Below are 24,817 nucleotides of genomic sequence, written 5' to 3'. Positions count from 1 at the left end.
CATGCCCCTGACCGATGTCCAACTCTCGCCTCGAAAGGCCTCGTTGCTGTTGTCGCAGGAGATCCGTCGGCTGCAATTTCGGCTCGAGCGACTCGAACACGGGATGGAGGCCTTCTATGCCGCCGGCGGCGCATCCCTTGGCACAGTGGCGATCACCGCCCTGCAGGAGCTCGACATGCTTGCGCAATCCACTGACGCGCTGGCGGCATATGTCGAGAAACTGTCCTCGCGTTTTGCAGACGACACCCGTGTCGACCTCACGCCCGAGCTGTCGCAGGTGCCGCTGCGCGAGTTGCGAAGTCGACTTGCCGGGCGCCACCTAGAAGAACTGTCGGCCAACGCGCCGGAACTGTTCTGACAGGGCCCGAACGCGACTGTTCGGCGGGACGGACCCGCCATTCCGGTGGCCCGCCCGGGGCACCGGCAACGCAAGCATCACCGTGGACCGTTGAAAGCTGCGGTACTGAACCAGAAAGAGGACGCCGATGAATCCGATTTCGCTGGTCATCGCCATTCCGGACAGATCCGTGCGCCGAAGGCTGACCGAAGAACTCGGCGCCTCGCCCTGGATCGAGATCGTCGCCGAGACCCGCGATCTCATGACGACCTATGCCGAGGTCGAGGAACGAGAACCGATGGCCGTGGTCATCGCGGGGCGGCTCGCGCGCGCTCCGGAATTTGAGGTGATGCGCGCGCTGTTTGCGACGCTCGACGTGCGCTGGCTCGTGATCACCGAGGTGCCTGATGCCTCGGCGCGTGATCAGGGTTCACCATGGGGACGGACGTCTGACCTGTTCCCGATCGACACCGACATCCCTGCCGATCGCCTCGTGGAAACGCTGCGAAGCGTTACGCGGACCGCAAGGCGCCATGGCGTATCGCCAGTCCCACCTCGGACTGAAACCCCTCCCACGTCCCGCCCCACGCCTCCGTCCAATGTGGTGCCGGACAGGGCAAAAACCAATCGTTTCATCGTGATCGGCGCTTCGACCGGCGGGGTCGATGCCCTGCTCACCGTTCTCTCCAGCTTCCCCGCCGACTGTCCGCCGACCTTCATCGTGCAGCATACCGGCGGGGGCTTCGGGGACAGCTTAACCCGATTGCTCGACAGACAATGTGCGGCGCGGGTGCGGCCAGCCGCGGAGGGTGCGACCGCCAGCCATGGGGACATTCTTCTGGCGGCGGGCAGCCGCGCCCATATGCGTCTGGCCGGAGGCAGCCCGCTGCGGATCGTGCTGGAACCCGGGCAGCCGATCACCGGGCACATGCCGTCGGTGGACGCGCTTTTCCACTCGGCGGTCCCCGGTGCGCGGCGCGCCGTGGCAGCGTTGCTCACCGGCATGGGGCGCGATGGCGCCGAGGGACTGCGCGCGCTGCGCGATGCAGGGGCGGTCACCATGGCACAGGACGAAGCCACCAGCATCGTCTACGGCATGCCGCGTGCAGCGATGGAGCTTGGCGCAGCGCAATCCAGCCTGCCGCTGCAACAGATCGGCCCGGCGATCCTGCGCGCCTGCGCGGCGCCACCACAGGCAAGTCCCAGTCAGAGGATGACGACACGATGATCGAAGGACCCGAAAAGCTGATCAACGTGATCCAGGGCGAATACCGCATATCCGACGATCCGGCCTGTGTGCTCTCTACCGTCCTGGGGTCCTGTGCCGCAGTCTGCCTCACTGATCCCGAAGCGAAGATCGGGGGCATGAACCACTTCCTCCTGCCGCATCGGGCCGGACGTGAGGGCGAGGATGTGCGCTATGGAGCATATTCGATGGAGCTCCTGATCAACGGTCTCTTGAAGCGCGGTGCACGCAAGAACAGGATGACTGCGAAGCTCTTCGGCGGTGCCAAGATGCTCACGCAATTGCGCGACATCGGGGTGTCGAACGTCGCCTTCGCCCGAGAGTTCCTTCAGTCCGAAGGGATCCCGATCGCATCCGAGAGCACCGGGGGCAACGCGGCGCGGCGGATCCGCTTCTGGCCGACGGACGGCCGCGTGAAACAATTCATCGTGCCGGGTGAGGTTGAACGGGTCGCCCCGCCGGTTGTGGCACCTCCGCCGCCTTCGAGTGGCGAGATCACGTTGTTCTGATGTGGGTGTCCGGCAGCCAGGATCCGAGGAAGGCCGCCGAAGGGGCAGGGCGCATGCAGGGCCAATCTGCCCACATACTCAGCGCAACAGCATCGACGCGGCCCCTTGAAGGGCTCGTACAGCAAAGAATCCAGCCGTCTCGGCGTGACACGGCCTGCTGAACCATCTCGGTCGGGCGGAGAGTTTTGGCTCGGACGGCGTGCACGGCGCTGTGTAGTGCAAAAAAGCGAGGCGCTGCGCCGAATTGAACGGAGCTGCGTGAAGGACGGCTGCAAACGGGTCCGAGACCCGACGCATTGAGAGACGTCTCTGGGGAAGGCAAGAGCGGTGACCCGGGAAAGGCGGCCGCCTTGCCAGAACCGCTTGGACTTCGGTACCGGCTTTGGCTTTGGCTTTGGCTTTGGCTTTGGCTTTGGCTTTGGCTTTGGCTTTGGCTTTGGCTTTGGCTTTGGCTTTGGCTTTGGCTTTGGAGGATGTGATGCGACGGGATCGTCGTAAAGGCCCGTTCGATCAGGCCGGCCGCGCCGACGCCAAATCAGATCAGATCGGGTCGATCTGCTGGAAGGCGTTGCGCAGGGCTTCGGACCAGGCCGCGCTCATCCGCGAGAAGCCCTCGTCGTCGGCCTCGATGCGACGCCGGCGGCTGATCTCGAGGGAATTGGCCTCGATCACCGCGAAATCGAGCGGCATGCCGACGCTCAGGTTCGAGCGCAGAGTCGAATCCATCGACAGCAGCACCGCCTTCTCGGCATCGGCGAGCGACGTACCCGGCGCAATCACCCGGTCGAGGATCGGCTTGCCGTACTTGTGCTCGCCGATCTGCAGGAAGGGCGTGTCGGCGGTGGCCTCGATGAAGTTGCCCTCGGGATAGATCAGGAACATGCGCATCGGGCCGCCGTTGCGCTGACCGGCGACGATCATCGAGGCGGTGGCGTTCTGGCTCATCCGCTCCATCTTCGCCGAGACCTCGGAGGTCACGTCCGAGAGCATGCCGCCCACGATCTCGGCCACCTGCAGCATGGTCGGCGCGTGCATGATGGATTTCGGGCTGTCGCCCTCCTCGATGGCGTCGGTCAGCCGTGCCATGGTGGTCTGGGTGATCGAGAGCGATCCCGCGGTCATGATGCCGATGGCGCGCTCGCCCGGCTCCTCGAACAGGAACATCTTGCGATAGGTCGCGATGTTGTCGAGCCCGGCGTTGGTACGGGTGTCGGACAGGAGCACGATGCCCGCGTCCAGCAGCAAACCCACGCAATAGGTCATTTCCGAATCCCTTAGGTCACACCGCCCCGCAACGGCTATAGAGACCCCGGTCGCCCCCGGCAATGGGGACGAAGGGCGTGGCTCAGGACTGTTGCTGTTGCTGCTGCCCGCCTTCGGCCGTCACGACGACCTCGACTTCGAGATGTTCCTCGGGCGTGCTGCCCTGCACCACCCCGCGGATTGGCGCCGCATCCTGCGCGTCGTAGCCCGAACCGAGCCGGATGTAGCGCTCGTCGGGGCAGCAGGCGTTGGCCGCGTCGAAACCGACCCAGCCGAGATCCGGCACGAAGAGCTCGGCCCAGGCGTGGCTTGCCTCGTGCGCCGCGCTGTCCTCGTCCGCATGCAGGTAGCCGGTGACGTAGCGCGCCGGGATGCCCGCCACGTGGGCCACGGCGATGAGCGCGTGGGCGTGGTCCTGACACACGCCCTTGCCGCCGGTCAGTGCCTCGGCCGCGGTTGTGTGGGCCCTGGTCTCGCCGGGCGCGTATGCGATGGCCTCGCCCACCGCGCGCGCCAGCGCGTGGGCACGGTCGAGATCGGTCGCGGTCTTCATGCCGTCGAGCGCCGCGAGCGAGAGCTCGCGCAGCGCCTGGTCGGCGCGGGTATGCCAGGTCGAACGCAGGTAGAGCGACGCCGGCCCCTTTTCGCGATGGTCGCGCAGCACGCCGAAGAGATCGACGGTCTCGACCTCGCCGCTGACCGCGACGGTCAGCTCGTCGAGCGGGCCGCGCCAGCTTGCGAGCGCGGTGCGGTCGCCGGCGCCGTCGGTGAATTCGGCGCCGCGCAGAGCGCCCTCGGTGGTGACGCCCCACGACAGCACCTTCTGCGAGGCGCAGTCGGCGGGCCAGAGCCGCAGCGATTGCGCGACGCCGCGCACAGGCTGGTCGAAGCGATAGCGGGTGGTGTGACGAACGCTCAGTCTCATGCCGGTATCCCGTTCAGGTAGACGTCCTGGACCGTGGTCGCGAGCCCCGCGTTGCGCGCCATGAAGCGCGCGAGGAACTCGTGCAGCCCTTCGTCGAAGATGTCGTCCACGGTGGCCCGGTCGAGATCCTCGAGCAGCCGGTGCGCCACCTCCTGCGCCCGCGTGCCGGTCTGGTAGAGCGCCGCGAGGTTGTCGAGATGGTCGCAGCTCCATTGCACACAGGACAGCAGCGAGCGCGGGAACTTGCGGTTTAGGATCAGCAGGTGTGCAATCTTCTGGGCAGTGATCTCGCCGCTGTAGGTCCAGTTGAAGGCCCGCTGCGCGGTCATCGACTGCAGCAGCAGCGCCCACTGGCTCTGGTCGAGCCCCGAGCCCACGTAGGACAGCGACGGCAGCAGCACGTAGTATTTCACGTCGATCAGCCGCGCGGTGTTGTCGGCGCGCTCGAGCGAGTTGCCGAGCCCCATGAACTCGTAGCCGTCGTTGCGCAGCTGGGTGGCAAGGACGCAGCCCCGCACGAGGTGGCAGTTGCGCACCGTCCACTCGGTAAGGTCGGTCATGTCGAGCTTGCTGCGCTCGGTCCGCTGGTGCTGCTTCAGTTCCTGAAAGGCGGTGTTGATCGCGTCCCAGACCGGCGAGGTGAGCGCCGTGCGCACCACCCGGGCATTCTCGCGCGCGGCATTGATGCAGGACAGCACCGAGGACGGGTTGTCGGCATCGAAGAACAGCCATGTCTCGATGTTGCGCTGGTTGGGTTCGCCGTACTTGTCGCGAAACTCCTCGAGCGTGCTCTTGGCCTGAAGCACGGCTTCCCAGTCGTTGCGGTAGCCGCCCGAGGCATCGGGCAGCAAGGCGTTTCGGGCGCCGACCTCGAGCAGGCGGGCGGTGGTTTCGGCGCGCTCGAGATAGCGCGCCATCCAGTAGAGGTGTTCCGCGGTGCGGCTCAGCATGATCTTATTCTCCGCCCTTATTCCGCCAAGACCCAGGTGTCCTTCACGCCCCCGCCCTGCGACGAGTTCACCACCAGCGAGCCCTCGGTCAGCGCCACGCGGGTGAGGCCGCCCGGCACCAGCTCGATGGATTCCCCCACGAGACAGTAGGGCCGCAGGTCGACGTGGCGTGGCGCGATGCCCTCCTCCACGAAGGTCGGACAGGCCGAGAGCGCCAGCGTGGGCTGCGCGATGTAATTGTCGGGCTTGTCGCGGATCTTGGCGGCGAAGGCCTCGATCGTCGACTTGTCGGCCTTGGGACCGACCAGCATGCCGTAACCGCCCGAGCCGTGCACCTCCTTGACCACCAGCTCCGGCAGGTGTTCGAGCACGTATTTGCAGTCGTCCTTCTTGGCGCATTGCCAGGTCGGGACGTTCTCGAGCACCGGCTCCTCGCCAAGGTAGAAGCGGATCATCTCGGGGACGTAGGTGTAGATCGCCTTGTCGTCCGCCACGCCCGCGCCCGGTGCCGAGCAGATCGTCACGCCTCCCGAGCGGTAGACGTTCATCAGCCCCGGCACGCCCAGCATGGATTCGGGCTTGAAGCAGAGCGGATCGAGGAAGCTGTCGTCGATCCGGCGGTAGATCACGTCGACCTTCTTGGGGCCCTCGGTGGTTTTCATCCACACGAAGTCGCCCTCGACGAAGAGATCCTGCCCCTCGACCAGCTCGACCCCCATGAGGTCGGCGAGGAAGCTGTGTTCGTAATAGGCCGAGTTGAACTGGCCCGGCGTCAGGATGACGATGTTGGGCTCGGCCATGCACTTCTTGGGCGCGACCGAGGCCAGCGTCTTCTTCAGCGCGTTGGCGTAGCCGTCCACCGGCGCGATGCGGTTCTCCATGAACAGCTGCGGGAACATGCGCATCATGATCTCGCGGTTCTGCAGCATGTAAGAGACACCGGATGGCGTGCGGCAATTGTCCTCGAGCACGTAGAACTGGTCGGGACCGGTGCGCACGAGGTCGACGCCGACGATGTGGCTGAACACCCCGCGCGGCGGCATGAAGCCGATGGCGGCCTTCTCGTAGGCCTCGTTGTTGGTGACGAGGTGCTCGGGGATGCGCCCGGCCCGGATGATCTCGCGTCGGCCGTAGACGTCGCAGAGGAACGCGTTGAGCGCGGCGGCCCGCTGCCGGATGCCCTTGTCGAGCTTGCGCCACTCCTCGGCGGTGAGGACCCGGGGGAACATGTCGAAGGGAATGAGCCGCTCCGGATCGCCGCCCTCGCCGTAGACCGCGAAGGTGATGCCCACCCTCCTGAACAGCGACTCCGCCTCGGTCTGTTTCAGGCTTCGAAGCTCCGAGGGCATGGAGCGATACCATTTTTCTAGGTTCTGATAGGCGGTCCGAACGTCTCCGCCGTTCATCATTTCATTGAAGATGCTGGCTAGCTTGGCGCTCATGGTATTCCCTTCGCTCTGCGCCTCAAACTCCAACTTTCCTGCCACAAGTGAAAGTCCCCGAGAGAAAAAATTTGGTGCCCGAATGCGTCTGCGCCCATTCTTTGGGCAGGCTCAGGATCGAATCCAATCCGGCCCCGGAACCACCCCAAACGCATGGCAGCCATGGCTGGAATGCACCCCTCCGCCCAAGTTTTGATCTTCGGTCATAATTTTCGCTTACGCAACAGGCAAAAACACAACGCCTTCTCGGAGCCGCCGGAATTGACGTGGCGGCGTTTCGCGGCTCGGCTAACCAAAAGCAGCGCCACGGATTTGGCGCATAACGGGGGTGCCAAGATCGACCGACGGCCCGATCCGACGGCGATCCAGGCGACATAAAAAAGCGAAGCGGCGAGCAGTCCTGTCTCTACCGCCCGACCGGACGTCGGGGCGGCGACAGGAGGATTACGCCGCGCACAAGGGAAGTGACATCCATGATCAAATCACTGAAGTTTTCGGGTGTGGCCGCTGCGGCTCTCATCGCCGCGGGCGCGGCCTCGGCGCAGGACGTGACCTGCCCGATCAAGGTGGGCGTGCTGCACTCGCTCTCCGGCACCATGGCGATCTCCGAGACCACCCTGAAGGACACCATGCTGATGCTCGTCCAGCAGCAGAACGACAAGGGGGGCCTGCTGGGCTGCGAGCTCGAGGCGGTGGTGGTCGACCCGGCCTCGGACTGGCCGCTCTTCGCCGAGAAGGCCCGCGAGCTGCTGACCGTGCACAACGTCGACGTGATCTTCGGCAACTGGACCTCGGTGTCGCGCAAGTCGGTGCTGCCGGTGATCGAGGAGCTGAATGGCCTGCTCTTCTACCCGGTGCAGTACGAGGGCGAGGAAAGCTCGAAGAACGTGTTCTACACCGGCGCTGCGCCGAACCAGCAGGCGATCCCCGCGGTGGACTACTTCCTCGACGAACTGGGCGTCGAGAAGTTCGCGCTGCTGGGCACCGACTACGTCTACCCGCGCACCACCAACAACATCCTGGAATCCTACCTGAAGTCCAAGGGCATCGCGGCCGAGGACATCTTCGTCAACTACACCCCCTTCGGCCATTCCGACTGGGCGACCATCGTCAGCGACGTGGTCAAGCTGGGTGAGGACGGCAAGCAGGTCGGCGTGATCTCGACCATCAACGGCGACGCCAACATCGGCTTCTACAAGGAGCTCGCCGCCGCCGGCGTCTCGGCCGACGACATCCCTGTCGTCGCCTTCTCGGTGGGCGAGGAAGAGCTCTCGGGCCTCGACACCTCGAACCTCGTCGGCCACCTCGCCGCGTGGAACTACTTCATGTCCGCCGACACCCCCGAGAACGCCGAGTTCATCGAGACATGGCACGCGTTCATCGGCGACGAGAAGCGCGTCACCAACGACCCGATGGAAGCCCACTACATCGGCTTCAACATGTGGGTGAACGCCGCCACCGAGGCCGGCACCACCGACGTCGACGCCGTGCGCTCGGCGATGTGGGGCCAGGAGTTCCCGAACCTGACCGGCGGCACCGCGGTGATGGGCGTGAACCACCACCTCTCGAAGCCGGTGCTGATCGGCGAGATCCGCGCCGACGGCCAGTTCGACATCATCTCCGAGACCGACCCGGTCCCGGGCGATGCCTGGACCGACTACCTGCCGGAATCGGCGGTGCTCGAGTCCGACTGGAAGGATCTCGAGTGCGGCATGTACAACACCGAGACCAAGACCTGCGTGCAGATCCAGTCCAATTACTGATCTGACCCGATCCGCGGCGGGCGCGCGTTCATTGCGCCCGCCGCATCCGATTCTCCGTCGTTTCATCGAAGGCTGCCCATGCTGCGCGCGCTCCTCCCCGCCCTCGCGCTGATCCTCTGCCTTGGCCTGCCGGCGCCCCGCGCCGCGGCTCAGGAGCAGGACCTGCAGGCGATCCTCCAGACCAATGCGGACGAGGTGGCCAATCCCGGCCGCCGCAGCGTGAGCGAGGTGATCGAGACCCTCGCGGCCTCGGGCCTCGACAGCGTACCCGATTTCCTCGAGCACTGGGCCGACCGCGGCGTCTACCGCCGCACCACCGACGGGCTGTTCTTCTACGCGAAGAAGGACGGCTCCGATTTCGCCCTCATCGACATCTCCACCGGCGAGCCGGCCGGCACCGCGCCCTCGGGCGATCTCGAACAGATCCGCCCCAACGGCGGCGTGCGCCGGGTGATCGCCACCGCGCTGGTGCAGTTCCAGCTCTCCGATCCCGACATCGCCCGCCGCACCGCAGCGCTCGACGCCATCGCCCGCAGCCCCGAGGCCGAGCAGCTCGAGCCGCTGCGCGCCTCCATCGGGGACGAGCCCGACGACGCGCTGCGTGCCCGCAAGGAAGATCTCGCCGGCATGCTCGCCGCCACCTTCGGCGACACCCCCGAAGAGCGCATCGCCGCCATCGAGGCGCTGTCCGGCGGTCTCTCGGTGCAGATCCGTGCGGTGCTGAACCAGATCCTGACCACCCGCTCCGGCGTGGCTGTGGAACTCCCCGCAGACGCCAACATCGCCCGCACCCTCACCCCCGGCGACGAGCTGACCGAGGCCGAGGCCTATGCCCGCCTCGTCGAGGCCGGGCTCGCCCCCGCCCGCCAGAGCCGCGACCAGATCAAGGGTGCGCTGACCGCAAACATCACCGACGGCAGCGTCGGCGGCGTCCCTATCGGCGCGCTCAACACCGAAGAGGCCCGGGGCCGCGCCTACGCCGCCCTCGCGAGCGCCGGCACCGTGCCGCCACTGGTCACCGAAAGCGACGTCGAGACGGCCCTCGCCTCGCATGTCTTCTACGACGAATACACCGAGAGCGACCCGGCCATCACCGACGCCGCCCGCGCCGCGCTTGACGAGGTCAACACCCGCGTCGCGGTGCACCAGGCGCTCGACCTGGCGCTCGACGCGCTGTCGCTGGCGTCGATCTACTTCCTCGCCGCCATCGGCCTTGCCATCACCTTCGGCGTGATGGGGGTGATCAACATGGCCCACGGCGAGTTCATCATGATGGGCGCCTACACCGGCTACGTTGTGCAGCAGATCATCCCCGACTACACGCTGTCGCTGGTGGTGGCGCTGCCGCTGGCCTTCGCGGTGACCTTCGCCGCGGGCGTGGCGATGGAGCGGCTGGTGATCCGCTGGCTCTACCATCGCCCGCTCGAGACCCTGCTCGCCACCTTCGGCATCTCCATCGCGCTGCAGCAGCTTGCCAAGAACATCTTCGGGACGCAGGCCCGGCCGCTGACCTCGCCATCCTGGCTCGACGGCGCCTGGGTGCTGAACGACGTGGTGGGCATCGCCAACATCCGCATCGCCATCTTCGTGCTGGCGCTGATTTTCCTCGGGCTGATCCTGTTCATCCTGAACAAGACCCGCATCGGCCTCGAGGTCCGCGCCGTGACCCAGAACCCCGGCATGGCCGCCTCGATGGGCATCAACCCCGACAAGATCAACATGCTGACCTTCGGCCTCGGCTCCGGCATCGCGGGCATCGCCGGCATCGCCATCGGCCTCTACGCGCAGGTCACCTCCGAGATGGGCGCCAACTACATCGTCCAGAGCTTCATGACCGTCGTCGTGGGCGGCGTCGGCAACGTCTGGGGCACGCTGGCGGGCGCCGGACTGATCGGCATCCTGCAGAAGGGCATCGAGTTCCTGAACCCGTCCAACACCCTGGCAGCACAGACCTACATGATCCTCTTCATCATCCTGTTCATCCAGTTCCGCCCCAAGGGCATCGTCGCCCTCAAGGGCCGCGCGGCGGGAGACTGATCATGACACGCCACCTCCAGACCGCCCTTCCCGGCCGCAATCTCCGGCCTGCCTCCGGCGGGGATATTTATCGGCCACTGGAAGACAGGGGCCGCGCCCGGTCCCCAGAGGATAGGCTAGCGACCCCGTCGCCCGTCTCCCTCGCCCTCCCGCGCCGCTGCTCCGCATCTTCATCTTGCCGAATAAACTCCGGGGGAGTCCGCGCCAGCGGACGGGGGCAGCGCCCCCTGCAACGTCGCCAACCCCACGCGGACGATGGCCTTCGGAGCCATCCCCAAGCCCGCCTGCCCCATGCCCGCGACGCAATCCCCTCAAGCCCCTGCCACTCCGGGCACACCGGCCCACACCTGCCCCCCAGGCGCGCGCCACAGGCGCGGCGCAACACCTCTGACGGAGCCCGCACATGAGCCGCCAGACCTTCCTCACCCGGAACCGCTCGATCTTCTGGTTCCTGCTGTCGCTCGCGGTCTTCACCCTGATCGTGACCGTGCTCGCGGACGGTATCGGCAACGGCATGATTTCCACGAGCTTCGTCAAGACGCTCGGCCGCACGCTCTGCCTGATGCTGGTGGCGGTCGCGATGGACGTGGTCTGGGGTTACACCGGGATCCTGTCGCTCGGGCACATGGCCTTCTTCGGGCTCGGCGGCTACATGATCGGCATGTGGCTGATGTATGCCCGTACCGAGATCATCGTTTCGGAGTCCCTGCGCGCTGCTGCCGTCCCCCCCACCCCGGAAGAGATCCACGACGCCGTCGGCACCCAGATCTTCGGCGTGGTCGGCAGCTCGGACTTCCCGCTGATCTGGGCCTTCGCCTCGAGCTTCTGGGCCCAGCTCGCGCTCGTGGTCATCGTTCCCGGCCTGCTCGCGCTGATCTTCGGCTGGCTCGCCTTCCGCAGCCGGGTCACAGGCGTGTACCTGTCGATCCTGACCCAGGCCATGACGCTGGCGCTCTCGCTCTACCTCTTCCAGAACGACAGCGGGCTGCGCGGCAACAACGGCCTGTCCGGCCTGCAGAACCTGCCCGGGCTCGACAGCGTGCCGCAAAGCATGGTCTCCATCGCCTTCTTCTGGGCCTCGGCGGCGGCACTGGCGGCGGGATACGTTCTCTTCGCCTGGGTGGTCTCGGGCAAGATGGGCTCGGTGATCCGCGGCATCCGCGACAACGAGGGCCGGGTACGCTTCCTCGGCTACCACGTGGAGAGCTACAAGCTCTTCGTCTTCACCGTCACCGCCGTGGTGGCGGGCCTTGCCGGCGCGCTCTACTACCCGCAGGCGGGCATCATCAACCCGGCCGAGGTCGCGCCCATCGCCTCGATCTACCTTGCGGTCTGGGTCGCCATCGGCGGCCGCGGGAGGCTCTACGGCGCCGCACTGGGTGCGGCCTTCGTGTCGCTGCTGTCGAGCTGGTTCACCGGTGGCGGCGTGCCCAACATCCCGCTCGGCTTCTACACCATCCAGTGGACCGACTGGTGGCTCGTGCTGTTGGGCGTCAGCTTTGTCGCGGTCACGCTGCTTGCACCCAAGGGCATTGGCGGGCTCTTCGACCTCGTCACCCGGCGCCACCCGGTGCCCGTGTCCACCACCGACTTCGGCCCGGACAAGGGCGCCCGCCGCACCGTCGAGGGGGAGGAAGAGAAATGAAGACGCTTCTCGAGATGTCCGGCGTCTCCGTCAGCTTCGACGGGTTCAGGGCAATCAACAACCTCTCCTTCCGCATCGGCGAGCCCGAGCTGCGCGCCATCATCGGCCCCAACGGGGCCGGCAAGACCACCTTCATGGACATCATCACCGGCAAGACCCGCCCCGACGAGGGCACGGTGATCTACGGCGAGAAATCCATCTCGCTGCTCAAGATGTCCGAAAGCCAGATCGCCATGGCGGGCGTCGGGCGCAAGTTCCAGAAGCCCACCGTCTTCGAGGCCCAGACCGTGCGCGAGAACCTCGCCATGGCGCTGAAGAACAAGCGCGGCCCCGTCGACGTGCTGCTCTACCGCAAGACCAGGCGCGGCGCCGAGCGCATCGAGGAGATCGCCGGCATCATCGGGCTCAGCGACCAGCTGCCCCGCATCGCGGGCGAGCTCAGCCACGGCCAGAAGCAGTGGCTCGAGATCGGCATGCTGCTGGCGCAGGACCCGCGCCTGCTGCTGGTCGACGAGCCCGCCGCCGGCATGACCCCCGCCGAGCGCGAGCACACCACCGACCTTCTCAAGCGCGCCGCCGAGAAACACGCGGTGGTGGTGGTCGAGCACGACATGGAATTCATCCGCCGCCTCGACTGCAAGGTGACGGTGCTTTGCGAGGGCTCGGTGCTGGCCGAGGGTTCGCTCGATCACGTGACCTCGAACCCGCAGGTCATCGAAGTCTACCTGGGCCGCTGACGGGAGAGCCACATGCTGAGCGTCGAGAACCTCACCCTCCACTACGGCCAGAGCCAGATCCTGCACGGCATCTCGCTGACCGCCGAACCCGGCAAGGTCACCGCCGTCACCGGCACCAACGGGGTCGGCAAGACCTCGCTGCTCAAGGCCATCGCCGGGCGGCACCCCTACTCGGGCGGCAGCATCACGCTCGACGGCAAGCCGCTCGACCACCTCAACGCCTTCCAGGCCGGGCGCGCCGGCATCGCCTACGTCCCGCAGGGGCGCGAGGTCTTCCCGCTGATGACGGTGCAGGAAAACCTCGAGACCGGCTTCGCCTGCCTGCCGAAATCCGAGCACAAGGTACCCGAGCACATCTTCGAGCTGTTCCCGATCCTCAAGGACTTCCTGCAGCGCCGTGGCGGTGACCTGTCGGGCGGCCAGCAGCAGCAGCTCGCCATCGCGCGGGCGCTGATCATGAAGCCGCGGGTGCTGCTCCTCGACGAGCCCACCGAGGGCATCCAGCCCAACATCATCCAGCAGATCGGCCGGGTGATCTCGCAGCTGCGGTCGCAGGGCGACATGGCGATCATCCTGGTCGAACAGTACTTCGATTTCATGTGGGGGCTGGCCGACAGTTTCGTCGCCGTCACCCGCGGCGAGGTGGCGCTTTCGGGCAAGGCGGGCGAGATCGACCGCGAGGCGCTGCTGGCCAAGGTCTCGATCTAGGATTTTTTCGCTAACTTGCTGCGTTGCGGCGCATTTTTGACTTGCCCAAAACGCTTTGAGAGCCAATTCTCCCGCACGGGAGAGTTGTAGGCATGCTGCCACAGGCAGAAATAAGCAGAGGCGCCACGGCGCCCGCGCCACGCGGTGCGGGTGCCTTCGGTGAAACCGCCCGCCACCCAGGCCGATCCGGCCGCAGACATGCCGCCGCAAGATTGCTCCCGCAGCGATTTCCGACAGGATCCGACCGGTCCGCGCCATCCGGCGCAGGCAGCGGACGGAGCTTGACCGACACATTCGACAGGAGGATCCCATGAAAGTCATCAGAACGCCGCTCTTGTGCAGCGCCGCCATGGCACTGGCGCTGAGCGCGGGCACCGCAGGCGCGGAGACCATCCGCTTCTGGACCATCGAGGAGCAGCCCGAGCGGCTGGCGCGCCAGCAGGAGATGGCGGATGCGTTCAACGCCGAATCCGGCCACACCGTCGAGGTGATCCCGGTGACGGAATCCGAGCTTGGCACCCGCGCCACCGCGGCCTTTGCGGCGGGCGACCTGCCGGACGTGATCTACCACCCGCTGGCGCTGGCCCTGCCCTGGGCCGAAGCGGGGATCCTCGACCCCGACGCGGCCACCGACGTGATCGAGGCGCTGGGAGAGGACACCTTCGCCCCCGGCGCGCTGGCCATGGCAAGCTTCGACGGCGGTTATGCCTCGGTGCCCGCCGACGGCTGGACCCAGATGATCCTCTATCGCGCCGACCTCTTCGAGGAAGCGGGCCTCGAGCCGCCGACCTCCTACGCCAATGTCGAGGCCGCCATCGAGGCGCTGCACAACCCGCCCGAGATGTATGGCTTCGTCGCCGCCACCAAGGTGGACGAGTCCTTCATGAGCCAGGTGCTCGAGCAGGTGTTCCTCGCCAACGGCGTGTCGCCCGTGGGCCCCGACGGCTTTGCGCCGCTCGACGAGGCCAAGACCGCCGAGGTGCTGGAGTTCTACAAGACGCTGGCCGAGGCCTCGCCGCCGGGCGATCTCTACTGGGACCAGTCGCGCACGCTCTATTTCTCGGGCAACGCCGCGATGGTGATCTGGTCGCCCTTCATCCTCGACGAACTCGCCGGCCTGCGCGACAGCGCGCCGCCCACCATCACCGACGACCCGACCTCGCCCGAGCTGGCCTCGAAGACCGGGATCGTGACCAACTTCTCGGGGCCGTCCAATCCTGACGGTGCGGCCTGGGCCTCGATCAACATGTTCGGCATCACCGGCGACGCCTCGACCGACGCCGCCATGGAGTTCGTCGAGTACTCGATGGACAAGGGCTACGTGGACACGCTGGCCATCGCGCCCGAGGGCAAGTTCCCGATCCGCCGCGGCACCGCAGACGACCCCGAGCTCTTCGTGACCGAATGGTCGGCCCTGCCGGTGGGCGTGGACCGCAAGGCGCCGCTGGGCGAGCTCTACCCGCAGGAGATGATCGACGAGATCGTCGCTGGGCTCGACGTGGCGCAGCGCTGGGGCGTCAAGGACGGCCAGCTGGCGCTTGCCTCAAAGATGATCGGCAGCCAGGCGCTGAACCGGGTCGTGCGCGAATACATCGACGGCCGCATCGACACCGCCGCCGCCGTCGAGAAGCTCAACAGCGAGCTCGGCGCGATCAACTGACACCACGCGCCCCGGGGCCCCGTCACAGGGTTCCGGGGACGCCCCGCGACGGGAGACGACCATGACCGACACCACACCTCCCACCGGCACCGGCCCGCTGGCGCGGCGCGAGGCACGGCTGGCCTGGGGGCTGCTGTTCCCGACGCTGGCGGCGGTGTCGCTGGTGGTCATCCTGCCGCTGCTCGCGGTGTTCTGGATCAGCTTCAAGCCCGTGGGCCTCGCCGACCTGCGCCCGCCCACCCCGATCGTGCGCGAGGACATCCGCGGCGATCTCGAGGCGGCGGGCGACGAGGCCACGCTGCGCTACCGGCTCCGCAACTCCTCGCAGGACCAGCCGATCCTCGGCGTGACCCTCAGCGACACGTGGCCCGAGGGGCTCGCGGCGGGCGAGCTCGACCCCGCCTGCGCCATCGCCGACGGCCGGCTCGACTGCGATTTCGGCGACTGGGAGGGCGGCCAGCGCATCACTCTGCAGATCCCGGTGACCGCCGACGCAAGCTACTTCGAAGGCCCCGACCCCACCGACAGCGCGCCGGTGATCACCGGCCAGGCCAGCAACGTGCTCACCAATTTCGACTTCACGCACGAGAACTTTGCCCATGTCTTCGACGGGGCCGAGTTCTGGTCGGTGCTGGGCGTGACGCTCTTCTACACCATCTTCGGCACGCTGGGCGCCCTGATCATGGGGCTCTTCGCCGCCCTGCTGCTCAACAAGTCCTTCCGCGGTCAGGGCCTGTTGCGCGGGCTCTACCTCTTCCCCTACGTTGCCCCCGTCATCGCCGTGGCCTTTGCCTGGATCCTGCTCTTCGACCCCTTCTCGGGCTCGGCCAACGCGCTGCTGATCCGAATGGGCGTGAGCTCGGAGGCGATCAACTTCTTCGGCGAGCGCCCGCTGGCGCTGATCATGGTCACGCTCTTCGAGATCTGGCGGTACTTCCCGCTGAGCTTCCTCTTCATCCTCGCGCGGATGCAGTCCATCGACACCGACATGTACGAGGCGGCGGACATGGACGGGGCCTCGCCCTTCCAGAAGTTCCGCTACCTGTCGCTGCCGCAGCTGCTCGGCATCCTGTCGGTGCTGTTCCTGCTGCGCTTCATCTGGACCTTCAACAAGTTCGACGACATCTTCCTGCTGACCGGCGGCAACGCGGGCACACGCGTGCTGACAGTGAACGTCTACGAGCAGGCCTTTGCGCTTTCGAACATCGGCGCGGGTGCGGCGGTCGCGGTGGTGATCTTCTGCTGCCTGCTGCTGTTCTCGGTGTTCTTCTTCCGCGTCATGAGCCGGGAGGAAGGGCTGTGAGCCGGGTGTTCCGCATCATGCCTGCGCGCCGCCACGTGGGCGGCCAGGAGTCGAAAACCACGAAAGGAGCGGCGCGATGAGACGCGGATACGTGACGGCGCCCGTCCTCGGCGCACTCTGGTGCTTCGTCATCGCGGTGACCGTGGCCGTCGCCATGAGCTTCGCCACCGGCGCGGCGTTCCGGCCGGCGATCCTGCTGTCGCTGCTGCTTGGGGCGGGCCTGGGCGTCGCGGCCCTGCACGGGGCGATGGCGCTCTGGGGCGCGGCCGTGGTGATGGCAGCCTTGGGGCTCGCGGGCTTCGGCCCCATGGTAGCCGACGACGGCGCCGGCCTCGTGGCGCTGGTCGCGGGCCACGGCGCGGTGGCGCTCTTCACCGCCCTCGGCGCCCGTACGATCCTGGAAGAGATCCGCCCCGGCGCGCTCACCCGCCACGAGTTCGAAGAGGCGGTGATCCGCTTCCTCACCGGCTTCGGCTACATCTTCTTCACCGCCATCGTGCTCATCCCCTTCTACGTCATGGTGATGACCAGCCTGAAGAACCAGGCGGCGCTGATGGCCAACCCGCTCGACTTCAGTATCGACCTGTCTCAGGGCTGGGGCCTGTTCTCGAGCTACGTCGAGCTGATGCGCGACTACAGCTTCGGCAGCTACCTCTGGACCAGCTTCTACGTCTCGGTGCTGACCGTGCTCATCACGCTGGCCTTCGCCATCCCCGGCGCCTACGCGGTGGCGCGGCTGCGTTTCCGCGGGCAGGCGCTGTTCTCGCGCTCCATCCTGCTCATCTACATGGTGCCGATGATCGTCCTCGCGCTGCCGATCTACATCGCCTTCTCGATGACCGGGCTGCGCAACACCATCTTCGGCATCGTGCTGATCTACCCGGTCACCACCATCCCGGTGGCACTCTACATGCTGCAGGGCTACTTCCGCGGCCTCCCCGCCGAGGTCGAGGAAGCCGGCCTCATGGACGGGCTGTCGCGGCTCGCGGTGATCTGGAAGATTACCCTGCCGCTGTCGCTGCCGGCGCTGGCCAGCGTCTCGCTCTACGTCTTCATGATCGCCTGGAACGAGTTCCTGCTGGCCTTCATGCTGCTGGACGATCCGTCGAAATACACGCTGACCCGGGGCATCGCCTCGCTCAACTCGTCCGAAGTGCCGCGCCAGCACCTGATGGCAGGCTCGGTGATCGCGACGGTGCCGATCATGGTGCTGTTCCTCGGGCTCGAACGCTTCATGACCAAGGGCCTGACCGCAGGCTCGGTGAAAGGATAAGGCGCCGCCCTGCGGCCGGAGGAAGACATGGCAAGCATCGAACTGAAATCCGTCGAGAAATGGTACGGCGAGGCCCAGGTCATCAAGGGCGTCGACCTCGACATCGAGGAGGGCGAGTTCGTCATCTTCGTGGGCCCCTCGGGCTGCGGCAAGTCCACCCTGCTGAGGATGATCGCGGGGCTCGAAGAGACCTCGCGCGGGCAGATCATCATCGGCGGACGCGACGCCACCGCCGAGCCCCCCGCCCGCCGCGGCCTCGCCATGGTGTTCCAGAGCTACGCTCTCTACCCCCACATGTCGGTGCGCGAGAACATGGGCTTCTCGCTCAAGGCCGCGGGCGTCCCGAAGGAGGAGATGGCCGCCAAGGTTGACGAGGCCGCCCGCGTCCTCAAGCTCGAGGCGCTCCTCGACCGGCGCCCCAAGGACCTGAGCGGCGGCCAGCGCCAGCGGGTCGCCATTGGACGGAGCATCGTGCGCGACCCCACCGCCTTCCTCTTCGACGAGCCGCTCTCGAACCTCGACGCGGCGCTCCGGGTCGAGATGCGCTACGAGATCGCCAAGCTGCACCAGGCGCTGAAATCGACGATGATCTACGTCACCCATGACCAGGTCGAGGCGATGACGCTGGCCGACCGCATCGTGGTCCTGGAAGCCGGCCGGGTGAGCCAGGTCGGCTCCCCGCGCGAACTCTACGAGCGGCCGGGCAACCTCTTCGTGGCACAGTTCATCGGCTCGCCCAAGATGAATGTCTTCCCCGCCGCCACCCCCGGCCTGCGCCTGCCCGCGCCCCTGCCCGCCGAGGCCGAGCATTTCGGCATCCGCCCCGAGCACATCGCCATCGGCGCCGCCGGCAGCGGCGAGATCGACGGCACCGTCGATGTGATGGAATACCTCGGCGCCGACACCTACGTGATCGTCGACTGCGGCGAGGCGGGCAAGCTCACCGTGCGCGCTCACGGCGACACCGGCCTGAGCCCGGGCCAGCCCTGCGGTCTCGCCTTCGAGCCGGACCAGACCCACCTCTTCGACGCCGCCGGCCTCGCGCTGCGCTGATCCCCGCATGCGCCCGGCCCTTCCAATGGCTGAAAATATCCCGGGGTGAATTGCCCGCAGGGCAAGAGGGGCAGCGCCCCTCCCCTTCGCCAGGCCCCTCCCCTTCGCCAGTCTGACGACATCGCGCATGGGAGAGCGGTGCGCGCCGTGCTAGGCGTCATGCGTCCCGCAAGGAGTGCCGCGCCGATGAAAGCCCCCGCCCTGCCCCTCACCCGCGATCTCGTGCTGGTCGGCGGCGGCCATGCCCACGCGCTGGTGCTGCGCATGTGGGGAATGGATCCACTGCCCGGCGCCCGGGTCACGCTGATCAACCCCGGCCCCACCGCGCCCTATTCGGGCATGCTGCCGGGCCATGTCGCGGGTCATTACGGGCGCGACGAGCTCGACATCGACCTCGTGAAACTCGCCCGCTTCGCCGGCGCCCGCGTCATCCTCGGCACAGCCGAAGGCATCGACCTCGCAGCGCGCGAGATCCGCGTGTCGGGCCGCCCTCCGGTGGGCTTCGACGTGGCCTCCATCGACATCGGCATCACCTCGGCCATGCCCGACCTGCCGGGCTTTGCCGAACACGCCGTGCCCGCCAAGCCGCTCGGCCCCTTCGCGACGCGGTGGGCGGCCTTCCGCGACCTGTCCGGTCCCGCCTCTGTCGCGGTGATCGGCGGCGGCGTCGCCGGCGCCGAGCTCGCCGCCGCCATGGCCCATGCCCTGCGCATGCGCAACCGATCCGCCGAGGTGCACCTGGTCGACCGGGGCGCCGCGCTCTCGGCCCTGCGCCCGCGCGCCGCCGAAAAGCTGCGGGCGGCGCTGGCCGCACAGGGCGTGACGCTGCACGAGCACGCGCCGGTCGCCGCCGTCACCGCCAGGGGCCTCACCCTTGCCGACGGGCGCACGCTCGAGGCGGCCTTCGTCACCGGCGCCGCGGGGGCCTGGCCGCAGGCCTGGCTGCGCGACAGCGGCCTCGCCCTGCACAAGGGCTTCATTGCCGTCGGGCCCACGCTGCAAAGCTCGGACCCCGATATCTTCGCCGCCGGCGACTGCGCCCACCTGACCGAGACGCCGCGCCCCAAGGCCGGCGTCTTCGCGGTGCGCGAGGCGCCGGTGCTGCTTGCCAACCTGCGCGCGAGGCTCGCGGGCGACAGCGCCCTGCGCCCCTACCGCCCGCAGAAGGACTACCTCAAGCTGATCTCGCTGGGCGAGAAGGCCGCCCTCGGCGACCGCTTCGGCATGGCGCTCTCGGGCCCGCTGATGTGGCGCTGGAAGGATCGCATCGACCGCCGCTTCATGGCGAAGTTCCACGACCTGCCGCAGATGCCTGTGCCGAAACTGCCGGTGCCCCGCGCCGCCGGCACCGTCGAGGCGCTTGGCGACAAGCCCATGTGCGGCGGCTGCGGCGCCAAGGTCGGCCGCGACGCGCTCGGCGCCGCGCTGAGCCACCTGCCGCCCCCGGCACGCGACGACGTCACCCCCCTGCCCGGCGACGACGCGGCGCTGCTGCTGACCGGAGGCACCCGGCAGGTGATGACCACCGACCACTTGCGCGCCTTCGTCGAGGACCCGGTCACCATGGCCCGCATCGCCGTGGTGCACGCGCTCGGCGACATCTGGGCCATGGGCGCCGAGCCACAGGCCGCCACCGCCAGCATCACCCTGCCCCGCATGTCCGAGGCGCTGGCGCAGCGCAGCCTCACCGAGATCCTCACAGCCGCCTCCGCCATCCTGCGCGAGGCCGGGGCCGAGATCGTCGGCGGCCATTCCTCGATGGGGGACGAGACCACCATCGGCTTCACCCTGACCGGGCTCTGCGAAGCCGAACCGATCACGCTCTCCGGCGCGCGCGAGGGCGATGCCCTGGTGCTGACCAAGCCACTGGGTTCGGGGGTGATCATGGCGGCCGAGATGGCGGGTGCCGCGTGCGGTGCATGGGTCGCCGCCGCGCTTGCCAGCATGACCCGGTCGCAGGGCGATGCGGCGGCGCTGCTGCGCGAAGCCCATGCCATGACCGACGTCACCGGCTTCGGCCTCGCCGGCCACCTGCACGGCATCCTCATGGCCTCGGGCAAGGGCGCCGAGCTGCGGCACGACGCCATCCCCCTGCTCGACGGCGCGCTCGAGCTCGCGGCGCAGGGCCAGCGATCGACCCTCTACCCCAAGAACCGCGACGCGGTGCCGGGTCTGGTGCCGCAGGACCCGCTCGGGGACCTGCTCTTCGATCCGCAGACCGCCGGCGGGCTGCTGGCCTGCCATCCGAATGGCGAAGAGGCGGTGGAAGCGCTGCGCGGGCTCGGCTATGCAGCGGCGGTGATCGGGCGTGTCACCGGCGACTGGCCCGGTCACATCTCGCTGGTCTGACCCGCCTTCTGCAACGCCTCCGCGATGCGGTCCGCCAATGCCCCGAGCCCCACGGGATCGAGCGTCCCGGTCTCGAAACGCTGCTGCACCACGGGCGACACCGCGGACATGGACTTCTCGTAGGCCGGGTCGTAGTGGTCCTCCGCCAGCGACCGGCAGAGCTCCAGCCGCTCGCCCGCGTCGATCAAAGCCCCCCAGCGGTCGACCATCGCGTGTCCGCGGTGATAGCGCAGCGGCTCGAGCTGCGCCTTCAGCCGCGGCCCGTCGGAGAGGATGTCGTCATAGGCCGCGTCGAGATAGACCGCCCGCGCCGACACCGGAGCACTGACCTCGATCCAGGGCGCGGCCTTCATCGCCTCCCAGAGCGAGGGCGGCAGGATGATCTGCCCGACCTTGCTGCTCTCGGCCTCGACGATCACCGGGCGCTGCGGATCGAGCGTGCTGAGCTCCTGCGCGAGGCACGTCTCGAACCATTTCTGGCTGGGCTGCCCGCCGGGCATGTCGCCGAGCAGCGAGCCGCGGTGCCGGGCGAGCCCCTCGAGGTCGATCACCTGCAGCCCGCGCGCCTTCAGGAGCGGCAGAAGCTCGGTCTTCGCGGTGCCGGTGTAGCCGCCGAGCTGGATCAGACGGTGCGGCAGCGGCTCCTCGTAGAGTGCCTTGGTGACCAGCCTGCGGAAGGTGCGGTAGCCGCCCTCGACCGCCTCGGCCCGCCAGCCGATCTGCTGCAGCATCCAGGCAAACGAACCCGAGCGCTGCCCGCCGCGCCAGCAGTAGACCAACGGCCGCCAGCCGCCCTCGTGATGGGCGAGCGGCCCCTCGATGTGGGCGGCGGCGTTGCGGAACACCAGCGCGGCCCCGATCTTGCGCGCGAGAAAGGGCGACTGCTGCTTGTAGATGGTGCCGACCCGCGCCCGTTCCTCGTTGTCGAGCACGGGGAGGTTGATCGCCCCCGGCACGCGGTCCTCGGCAAATTCGGCGGGACTGCGGACATCGATGACGGTGTCGAATCCGTGGTTCAGGATCTCGGGAAGGGCATGGAAGGAGCGGACCATACCGGCAGGTCTAGCGCGGCTTTCAGCCCGAGAAAAGCGCCATCGCATTTTCCTGCGCGGAGGCGATTTTTTCCGCGAAAAGGCTCTGGACACTCCCCGTGCCCTCGGCTATCTCCCCTCCACCCGAAGGGCGGCGCCCTTCACCCAGTGCCCGGGTAGCTCAGGGGTAGAGCAGTGGATTGAAAATCCTCGTGTCGGTGGTTCGATTCCGCCCCCGGGCACCATTTAAATACCTGAAAAATAAGCTGCTTTTGGTCATGCGATTAGTTCCGCTCGTCAGGGTTTGCCAGTTTCTTCTGCGGGTTTGACACTTTCGCCTTCATGGCGCGTCGTTCGTACTCCTCTTCCCAGACCTGCATTGTCTTCCGGTTCTTGCGGGCCAACGCGGCATTCTTGGAATAATGCAGCCCCATGACCTTCGAGTCCTGAGCCAGCAGATCAGAAATTTCACGTTCGTCCTGCCCTGCCTCCCTAAGCCATGTCGCCATCGTGTGCCGCAGCCCCTTCGGAGTTAGGCCTGGCGCGGCCCTTCCATCCTGTTCGAGCTTTGTACGAAGCCGCTGCCAAGCGCTGGCGAAACCATCGTAGGTCCAAGGCGTACCTTTCGAGCTGGCGAGAAGTGTGGGCGCATCATGCGCAGGCACCCTCGCCAGTTCTGATATGAGGACGTTGCTGATCGGGATTGCCGCACCGACATTGGTTTTATTGCGGCCTTTCCAAATCACGCCATCGTCCACCTGATCTTTGCGAAACTCCAAGGCATCGGTCGGATCCTGCCCGGTGCAAAAGATCGTAGCCAAAGCGGCTCTTAGCTGAGGCGACGCTGCATCGAGGACGGTTTGCACCTCTTCGAATGCCCATGTCCTATATGCCTCTGGAGCGTCCTTTGGTCGGGGCTTCTTGATAACGTCTTCGGCGAAATTCTTCGATATCAATCCCTTTGGGATGCAAAATTTGAACACCTGGATGAGGAAGTTGCGCACGCGGTTCGCCTTGTCCCAACTATGCTTTTTCGCGAGCTTATCGTGGATGGCGGCAAGCAACGGTGTGTCTATGGCTGACACCGGGGTATCCCTGATGGGCTCGAGCACATCGGCACACATCCGATACTCTCGCTTGCTTGCGTCCGACAATCTCAGGAAGTGATCTTCTGCAAAGTAGGAGGTCATGAGTGCATCCAGCGTTCCGGGCTGCGGTGCCTTCTCTCTTAAAGCTTCTGCATGAGCTGCAATTCGGGCGCATTCTCCGAAAAATTCGGCGGACCCCAATGGGGCCTTCCGCAGATCGACTTTGCGCCCGGTTTCTCGATGATAACAGCGCATCTGCCCATGACGATCCCGGAAAATCTTGAACCCCCGAACACGGACAACCGTCATTACAGGCGCCCTAAGATTTTTTCGTGCGTATCAGCTTCAGTACCGGATTTGACTTGGTCGATCCATTGGTCGATGTCCCTTCGATCATAGAGGAGCGTTCCTTGTTTGAGCTCCACCGGACGCACCGGACAAGTTGCCTTGAAGTGCTTGACAGGCAACCCCGCATAAATCGCTGCCTCAGATTGACGAAGCATACGCTTGTCTATCACGCTGATGTTGAGATTGGTCGTGGCCATTTCGTGTATACCCCGTCAATCCGCATCAGAAGCCGCGCCCGAACAGTCAGGCTCAGGCACTTTGACTTTGGTCGCTCTACGCCGGAACCGCTCCCAACCGCTCATGGTCAAGAGCTTCGTCTTCGAAGACACCTCAACGAACTCCAACTTCCCAGCGTTCATAAGTGCGCGAATTTGCGCAGGGCTTAGCCCGACGATCTCGCCAAGCTGCTTGGGTGAAAGCAAACGCTCTTGTTCCAAAGTCGCCTCCTCGGCATGTAGTTGAAGGTAATCTCTTGCTTCGCACAAACTGGCATGTTCTGATGCCATAAGAAGTGTAAATGTGTCATTTTGTGCATATTTGCTAGATATAGCGCAAACGTCAATCGGAAACTGCTTTATGGCGCGAGAAACATCTGATTTGTTTGTTGGGGTCGGAGCCAGGCTCGCGATCACACGCAGTGACCTCGGGCTTTCGCAAACGGACCTAGCCAAGGAAATCGGCGTCTCTCTGCGGGCATACCACAGCTATGAAAAGGGCGAACGTGGACTGCCGATCGAGGCCCTGGTCAAGATCCATGAAAAATTCGGATCGGATGTGAACTGGATACTCCTCGGCACCAAAGCGGCCCGCGTCGAACATGACATTGACGCTCTCGAAGAGTTTGAAACCTCGCTGGACCTGTTCCTTACGGAACAGGGCATCCGGATCAAAAGCGAAAAACGCGGGGCCATCGTTGCGCGCTGGTATCGGTCGCTCCTCGACGGAAAAGAGATCGAAATGGACGCCGTCCACACATGGATTGAATTGTTGAGGGAGTAGCACGATGGAAAGGCCGAGCAAAAAATGGCAGCAAACGCGCATGGCAACGTTGGAGCGAGTGAGGCGGCGCCATCATGCCGCACTTCAAAAGACAGCAACAGCGACATTCACGGTCTGCGCTTTTTACCTCGCCGGCTTTCTACATCTCCAA

22 protein-coding genes and 1 tRNA gene are annotated in these 24,817 nt (G+C 66.3%); 16 read left to right on the top strand and 7 right to left on the bottom strand.

Going from position 1 to position 24,817, the window contains the following annotated elements; all coding sequences use genetic code 11:
- Position 1 precedes the first annotated feature (1 nt).
- From BLQ77_RS21385 to BLQ77_RS29700, 4 genes are all read left to right on the top strand, one after another.
- The gene (locus tag BLQ77_RS21385; RefSeq protein ID WP_040383583.1) at positions 2–358 is read left to right on the top strand and encodes a DUF8776 family protein; all 357 of its coding nucleotides are present in this window, start codon (positions 2–4) and stop codon (positions 356–358) included.
- Positions 359–485: 127 nt separating this feature from the next.
- Positions 486–1,565: a CheB methylesterase domain-containing protein gene (locus BLQ77_RS21380; RefSeq protein ID WP_089962770.1), complete on the top strand. Its 1,080-nt coding sequence runs from the start codon at positions 486–488 to the stop codon at positions 1,563–1,565.
- Complete coding sequence (locus BLQ77_RS21375; RefSeq protein WP_008883387.1) at positions 1,562–2,092, top strand: chemotaxis protein CheD; 531 nt, start codon at positions 1,562–1,564, stop codon at positions 2,090–2,092. The genes BLQ77_RS21380 and BLQ77_RS21375 overlap by 4 nt, the downstream gene beginning before the upstream one ends.
- 363 nt (positions 2,093–2,455) lie before the next feature.
- A complete protein-coding gene (locus BLQ77_RS29700; RefSeq protein ID WP_278184718.1) occupies positions 2,456–2,590 on the top strand; it encodes a hypothetical protein in 135 nt (44 codons plus the stop codon).
- Between the two features lie 42 nt (positions 2,591–2,632).
- Here BLQ77_RS29700 and BLQ77_RS21370 read toward each other — a convergent pair whose 3' ends face one another.
- The 4 genes from BLQ77_RS21370 to BLQ77_RS21355 all read right to left on the bottom strand — a co-directional run bounded on the left by BLQ77_RS21370 (position 2,633) and on the right by BLQ77_RS21355 (position 6,672).
- Positions 2,633–3,355 carry a proteasome-type protease gene (locus BLQ77_RS21370; RefSeq protein ID WP_089962768.1) on the bottom strand — a complete coding sequence of 241 codons (723 nt, stop codon included), beginning with the start codon at positions 3,353–3,355 and terminating at the stop codon, positions 2,633–2,635.
- An 82-nt stretch (positions 3,356–3,437) separates the two neighbouring features.
- Positions 3,438–4,280, bottom strand: coding sequence for a transglutaminase family protein (locus tag BLQ77_RS21365; protein ID WP_089962766.1), 843 nt, complete (start codon positions 4,278–4,280; stop codon positions 3,438–3,440).
- On the bottom strand, positions 4,277–5,230 hold the full coding sequence (locus BLQ77_RS21360) for an alpha-E domain-containing protein (protein ID WP_008883016.1): 954 nt from the start codon (positions 5,228–5,230) through the stop codon (positions 4,277–4,279). The genes BLQ77_RS21365 and BLQ77_RS21360 overlap by 4 nt, the downstream gene beginning before the upstream one ends.
- Positions 5,231–5,247: 17 nt before the next feature.
- Positions 5,248–6,672: a circularly permuted type 2 ATP-grasp protein gene (locus BLQ77_RS21355; RefSeq protein WP_008883453.1), complete on the bottom strand. Its 1,425-nt coding sequence runs from the start codon at positions 6,670–6,672 to the stop codon at positions 5,248–5,250.
- Between the two features lie 473 nt (positions 6,673–7,145).
- Between BLQ77_RS21355 and urtA the strand changes: the two genes are divergently transcribed.
- The 10 genes from urtA to BLQ77_RS21305 all read left to right on the top strand — a co-directional run bounded on the left by urtA (position 7,146) and on the right by BLQ77_RS21305 (position 21,200).
- Positions 7,146–8,435, top strand: a complete 1,290-nt coding sequence (gene urtA / locus BLQ77_RS21350) for an urea ABC transporter substrate-binding protein (RefSeq protein ID WP_089962764.1) — start codon at positions 7,146–7,148, stop codon at positions 8,433–8,435.
- 78 nt (positions 8,436–8,513) lie between these two features.
- Positions 8,514–10,472: an urea ABC transporter permease subunit UrtB gene (urtB, locus tag BLQ77_RS21345; RefSeq protein WP_089962763.1), complete on the top strand. Its 1,959-nt coding sequence runs from the start codon at positions 8,514–8,516 to the stop codon at positions 10,470–10,472.
- 403 nt (positions 10,473–10,875) lie between these two features.
- Complete coding sequence (gene urtC / locus BLQ77_RS21340) at positions 10,876–12,117, top strand: urea ABC transporter permease subunit UrtC (RefSeq protein WP_089962761.1); 1,242 nt, start codon at positions 10,876–10,878, stop codon at positions 12,115–12,117.
- On the top strand, positions 12,114–12,854 hold the full coding sequence (gene urtD, locus BLQ77_RS21335; RefSeq protein ID WP_008882957.1) for an urea ABC transporter ATP-binding protein UrtD: 741 nt from the start codon (positions 12,114–12,116) through the stop codon (positions 12,852–12,854). The genes urtC and urtD overlap by 4 nt, the downstream gene beginning before the upstream one ends.
- 12 nt (positions 12,855–12,866) lie before the next feature.
- Positions 12,867–13,562 (top strand): urea ABC transporter ATP-binding subunit UrtE, encoded by a 696-nt coding sequence (gene urtE, locus BLQ77_RS21330; RefSeq protein ID WP_008882931.1) that lies wholly within the window; start codon positions 12,867–12,869, stop codon positions 13,560–13,562.
- Positions 13,563–13,872: 310 nt separating this feature from the next.
- A complete protein-coding gene (locus tag BLQ77_RS21325; RefSeq protein ID WP_089962760.1) occupies positions 13,873–15,222 on the top strand; it encodes an ABC transporter substrate-binding protein in 1,350 nt (449 codons plus the stop codon).
- Positions 15,223–15,283: 61 nt separating this feature from the next.
- On the top strand, positions 15,284–16,525 hold the full coding sequence (locus BLQ77_RS21320) for a carbohydrate ABC transporter permease (protein ID WP_089962758.1): 1,242 nt from the start codon (positions 15,284–15,286) through the stop codon (positions 16,523–16,525).
- Between the two features lie 76 nt (positions 16,526–16,601).
- Positions 16,602–17,798 (top strand): carbohydrate ABC transporter permease, encoded by a 1,197-nt coding sequence (locus BLQ77_RS21315; protein WP_008883255.1) that lies wholly within the window; start codon positions 16,602–16,604, stop codon positions 17,796–17,798.
- Positions 17,799–17,825: 27 nt separating this feature from the next.
- Positions 17,826–18,851 (top strand): ABC transporter ATP-binding protein, encoded by a 1,026-nt coding sequence (locus BLQ77_RS21310; RefSeq protein ID WP_008883307.1) that lies wholly within the window; start codon positions 17,826–17,828, stop codon positions 18,849–18,851.
- 186 nt (positions 18,852–19,037) lie between these two features.
- Positions 19,038–21,200, top strand: a complete 2,163-nt coding sequence (locus tag BLQ77_RS21305; protein ID WP_089962757.1) for a slr1591 family oxidoreductase — start codon at positions 19,038–19,040, stop codon at positions 21,198–21,200.
- Here the strand turns inward: BLQ77_RS21305 and mnmH are convergent.
- On the bottom strand, positions 21,182–22,252 hold the full coding sequence (mnmH, locus tag BLQ77_RS21300; protein ID WP_089962755.1) for a tRNA 2-selenouridine(34) synthase MnmH: 1,071 nt from the start codon (positions 22,250–22,252) through the stop codon (positions 21,182–21,184). The genes BLQ77_RS21305 and mnmH overlap by 19 nt on opposite strands.
- Positions 22,253–22,401: 149 nt before the next feature.
- On the opposite strand from mnmH, the gene BLQ77_RS21295 reads away from it, so the two are divergent.
- Positions 22,402–22,476: transfer RNA gene (locus BLQ77_RS21295), tRNA-Phe, on the top strand.
- Positions 22,477–22,515: 39 nt separating this feature from the next.
- On the opposite strand, the gene BLQ77_RS21290 is transcribed toward BLQ77_RS21295, so the two are convergent.
- Complete coding sequence (locus BLQ77_RS21290; RefSeq protein ID WP_165617172.1) at positions 22,516–23,421, bottom strand: tyrosine-type recombinase/integrase; 906 nt, start codon at positions 23,419–23,421, stop codon at positions 22,516–22,518.
- A gap of 206 nt (positions 23,422–23,627) precedes the next feature.
- On the bottom strand, positions 23,628–23,864 hold the full coding sequence (locus tag BLQ77_RS21285) for a hypothetical protein (RefSeq protein ID WP_089962752.1): 237 nt from the start codon (positions 23,862–23,864) through the stop codon (positions 23,628–23,630).
- A 379-nt stretch (positions 23,865–24,243) separates the two neighbouring features.
- Here BLQ77_RS21285 and BLQ77_RS21280 point away from each other — a divergent pair, with 379 nt between their 5' ends.
- The gene (locus tag BLQ77_RS21280; RefSeq protein ID WP_089962751.1) at positions 24,244–24,666 is read left to right on the top strand and encodes a helix-turn-helix domain-containing protein; all 423 of its coding nucleotides are present in this window, start codon (positions 24,244–24,246) and stop codon (positions 24,664–24,666) included.
- The last annotated feature ends 151 nt before the right edge of the window (positions 24,667–24,817 follow it).

It is taken from the genome of Salipiger thiooxidans (assembly GCF_900102075.1).
Taxonomy (GTDB): Bacteria; Pseudomonadota; Alphaproteobacteria; order Rhodobacterales; family Rhodobacteraceae; genus Salipiger; species Salipiger thiooxidans.
The sequence above is the reverse complement of the archived record's forward strand: the minus strand, read 5'-3'. Positions and strand labels throughout refer to the sequence as shown.

Excerpts from the sequence above, each read along its gene's own strand:
- BLQ77_RS21385 (WP_040383583.1), top strand. The coding sequence starts at position 2 with ATGCCCCTGACCGATGTCCAACTCTCGCCTCGAAAGGCCTCGTTGCTG.
- BLQ77_RS21380 (WP_089962770.1), top strand. The coding sequence starts at position 486 with ATGAATCCGATTTCGCTGGTCATCGCCATTCCGGACAGATCCGTGCGC.
- BLQ77_RS21375 (WP_008883387.1), top strand. The coding sequence starts at position 1,562 with ATGATCGAAGGACCCGAAAAGCTGATCAACGTGATCCAGGGCGAATAC.
- BLQ77_RS21370 (WP_089962768.1), bottom strand. The coding sequence starts at position 3,355 with ATGACCTATTGCGTGGGTTTGCTGCTGGACGCGGGCATCGTGCTCCTG.
- BLQ77_RS21365 (WP_089962766.1), bottom strand. The coding sequence starts at position 4,280 with ATGAGACTGAGCGTTCGTCACACCACCCGCTATCGCTTCGACCAGCCT.
- BLQ77_RS21360 (WP_008883016.1), bottom strand. The coding sequence starts at position 5,230 with ATGCTGAGCCGCACCGCGGAACACCTCTACTGGATGGCGCGCTATCTC.
- BLQ77_RS21355 (WP_008883453.1), bottom strand. The coding sequence starts at position 6,672 with ATGAGCGCCAAGCTAGCCAGCATCTTCAATGAAATGATGAACGGCGGA.
- urtA (WP_089962764.1), top strand. The coding sequence starts at position 7,146 with ATGATCAAATCACTGAAGTTTTCGGGTGTGGCCGCTGCGGCTCTCATC.
- urtB (WP_089962763.1), top strand. The coding sequence starts at position 8,514 with ATGCTGCGCGCGCTCCTCCCCGCCCTCGCGCTGATCCTCTGCCTTGGC.
- urtC (WP_089962761.1), top strand. The coding sequence starts at position 10,876 with ATGAGCCGCCAGACCTTCCTCACCCGGAACCGCTCGATCTTCTGGTTC.
- urtD (WP_008882957.1), top strand. The coding sequence starts at position 12,114 with ATGAAGACGCTTCTCGAGATGTCCGGCGTCTCCGTCAGCTTCGACGGG.
- urtE (WP_008882931.1), top strand. The coding sequence starts at position 12,867 with ATGCTGAGCGTCGAGAACCTCACCCTCCACTACGGCCAGAGCCAGATC.
- BLQ77_RS21325 (WP_089962760.1), top strand. The coding sequence starts at position 13,873 with ATGAAAGTCATCAGAACGCCGCTCTTGTGCAGCGCCGCCATGGCACTG.
- BLQ77_RS21320 (WP_089962758.1), top strand. The coding sequence starts at position 15,284 with ATGACCGACACCACACCTCCCACCGGCACCGGCCCGCTGGCGCGGCGC.
- BLQ77_RS21315 (WP_008883255.1), top strand. The coding sequence starts at position 16,602 with ATGAGACGCGGATACGTGACGGCGCCCGTCCTCGGCGCACTCTGGTGC.
- BLQ77_RS21310 (WP_008883307.1), top strand. The coding sequence starts at position 17,826 with ATGGCAAGCATCGAACTGAAATCCGTCGAGAAATGGTACGGCGAGGCC.
- BLQ77_RS21305 (WP_089962757.1), top strand. The coding sequence starts at position 19,038 with ATGAAAGCCCCCGCCCTGCCCCTCACCCGCGATCTCGTGCTGGTCGGC.
- mnmH (WP_089962755.1), bottom strand. The coding sequence starts at position 22,252 with ATGGTCCGCTCCTTCCATGCCCTTCCCGAGATCCTGAACCACGGATTC.
- BLQ77_RS21290 (WP_165617172.1), bottom strand. The coding sequence starts at position 23,421 with ATGACCTCCTACTTTGCAGAAGATCACTTCCTGAGATTGTCGGACGCA.
- BLQ77_RS21285 (WP_089962752.1), bottom strand. The coding sequence starts at position 23,864 with ATGGCCACGACCAATCTCAACATCAGCGTGATAGACAAGCGTATGCTT.
- BLQ77_RS21280 (WP_089962751.1), top strand. The coding sequence starts at position 24,244 with ATGGCGCGAGAAACATCTGATTTGTTTGTTGGGGTCGGAGCCAGGCTC.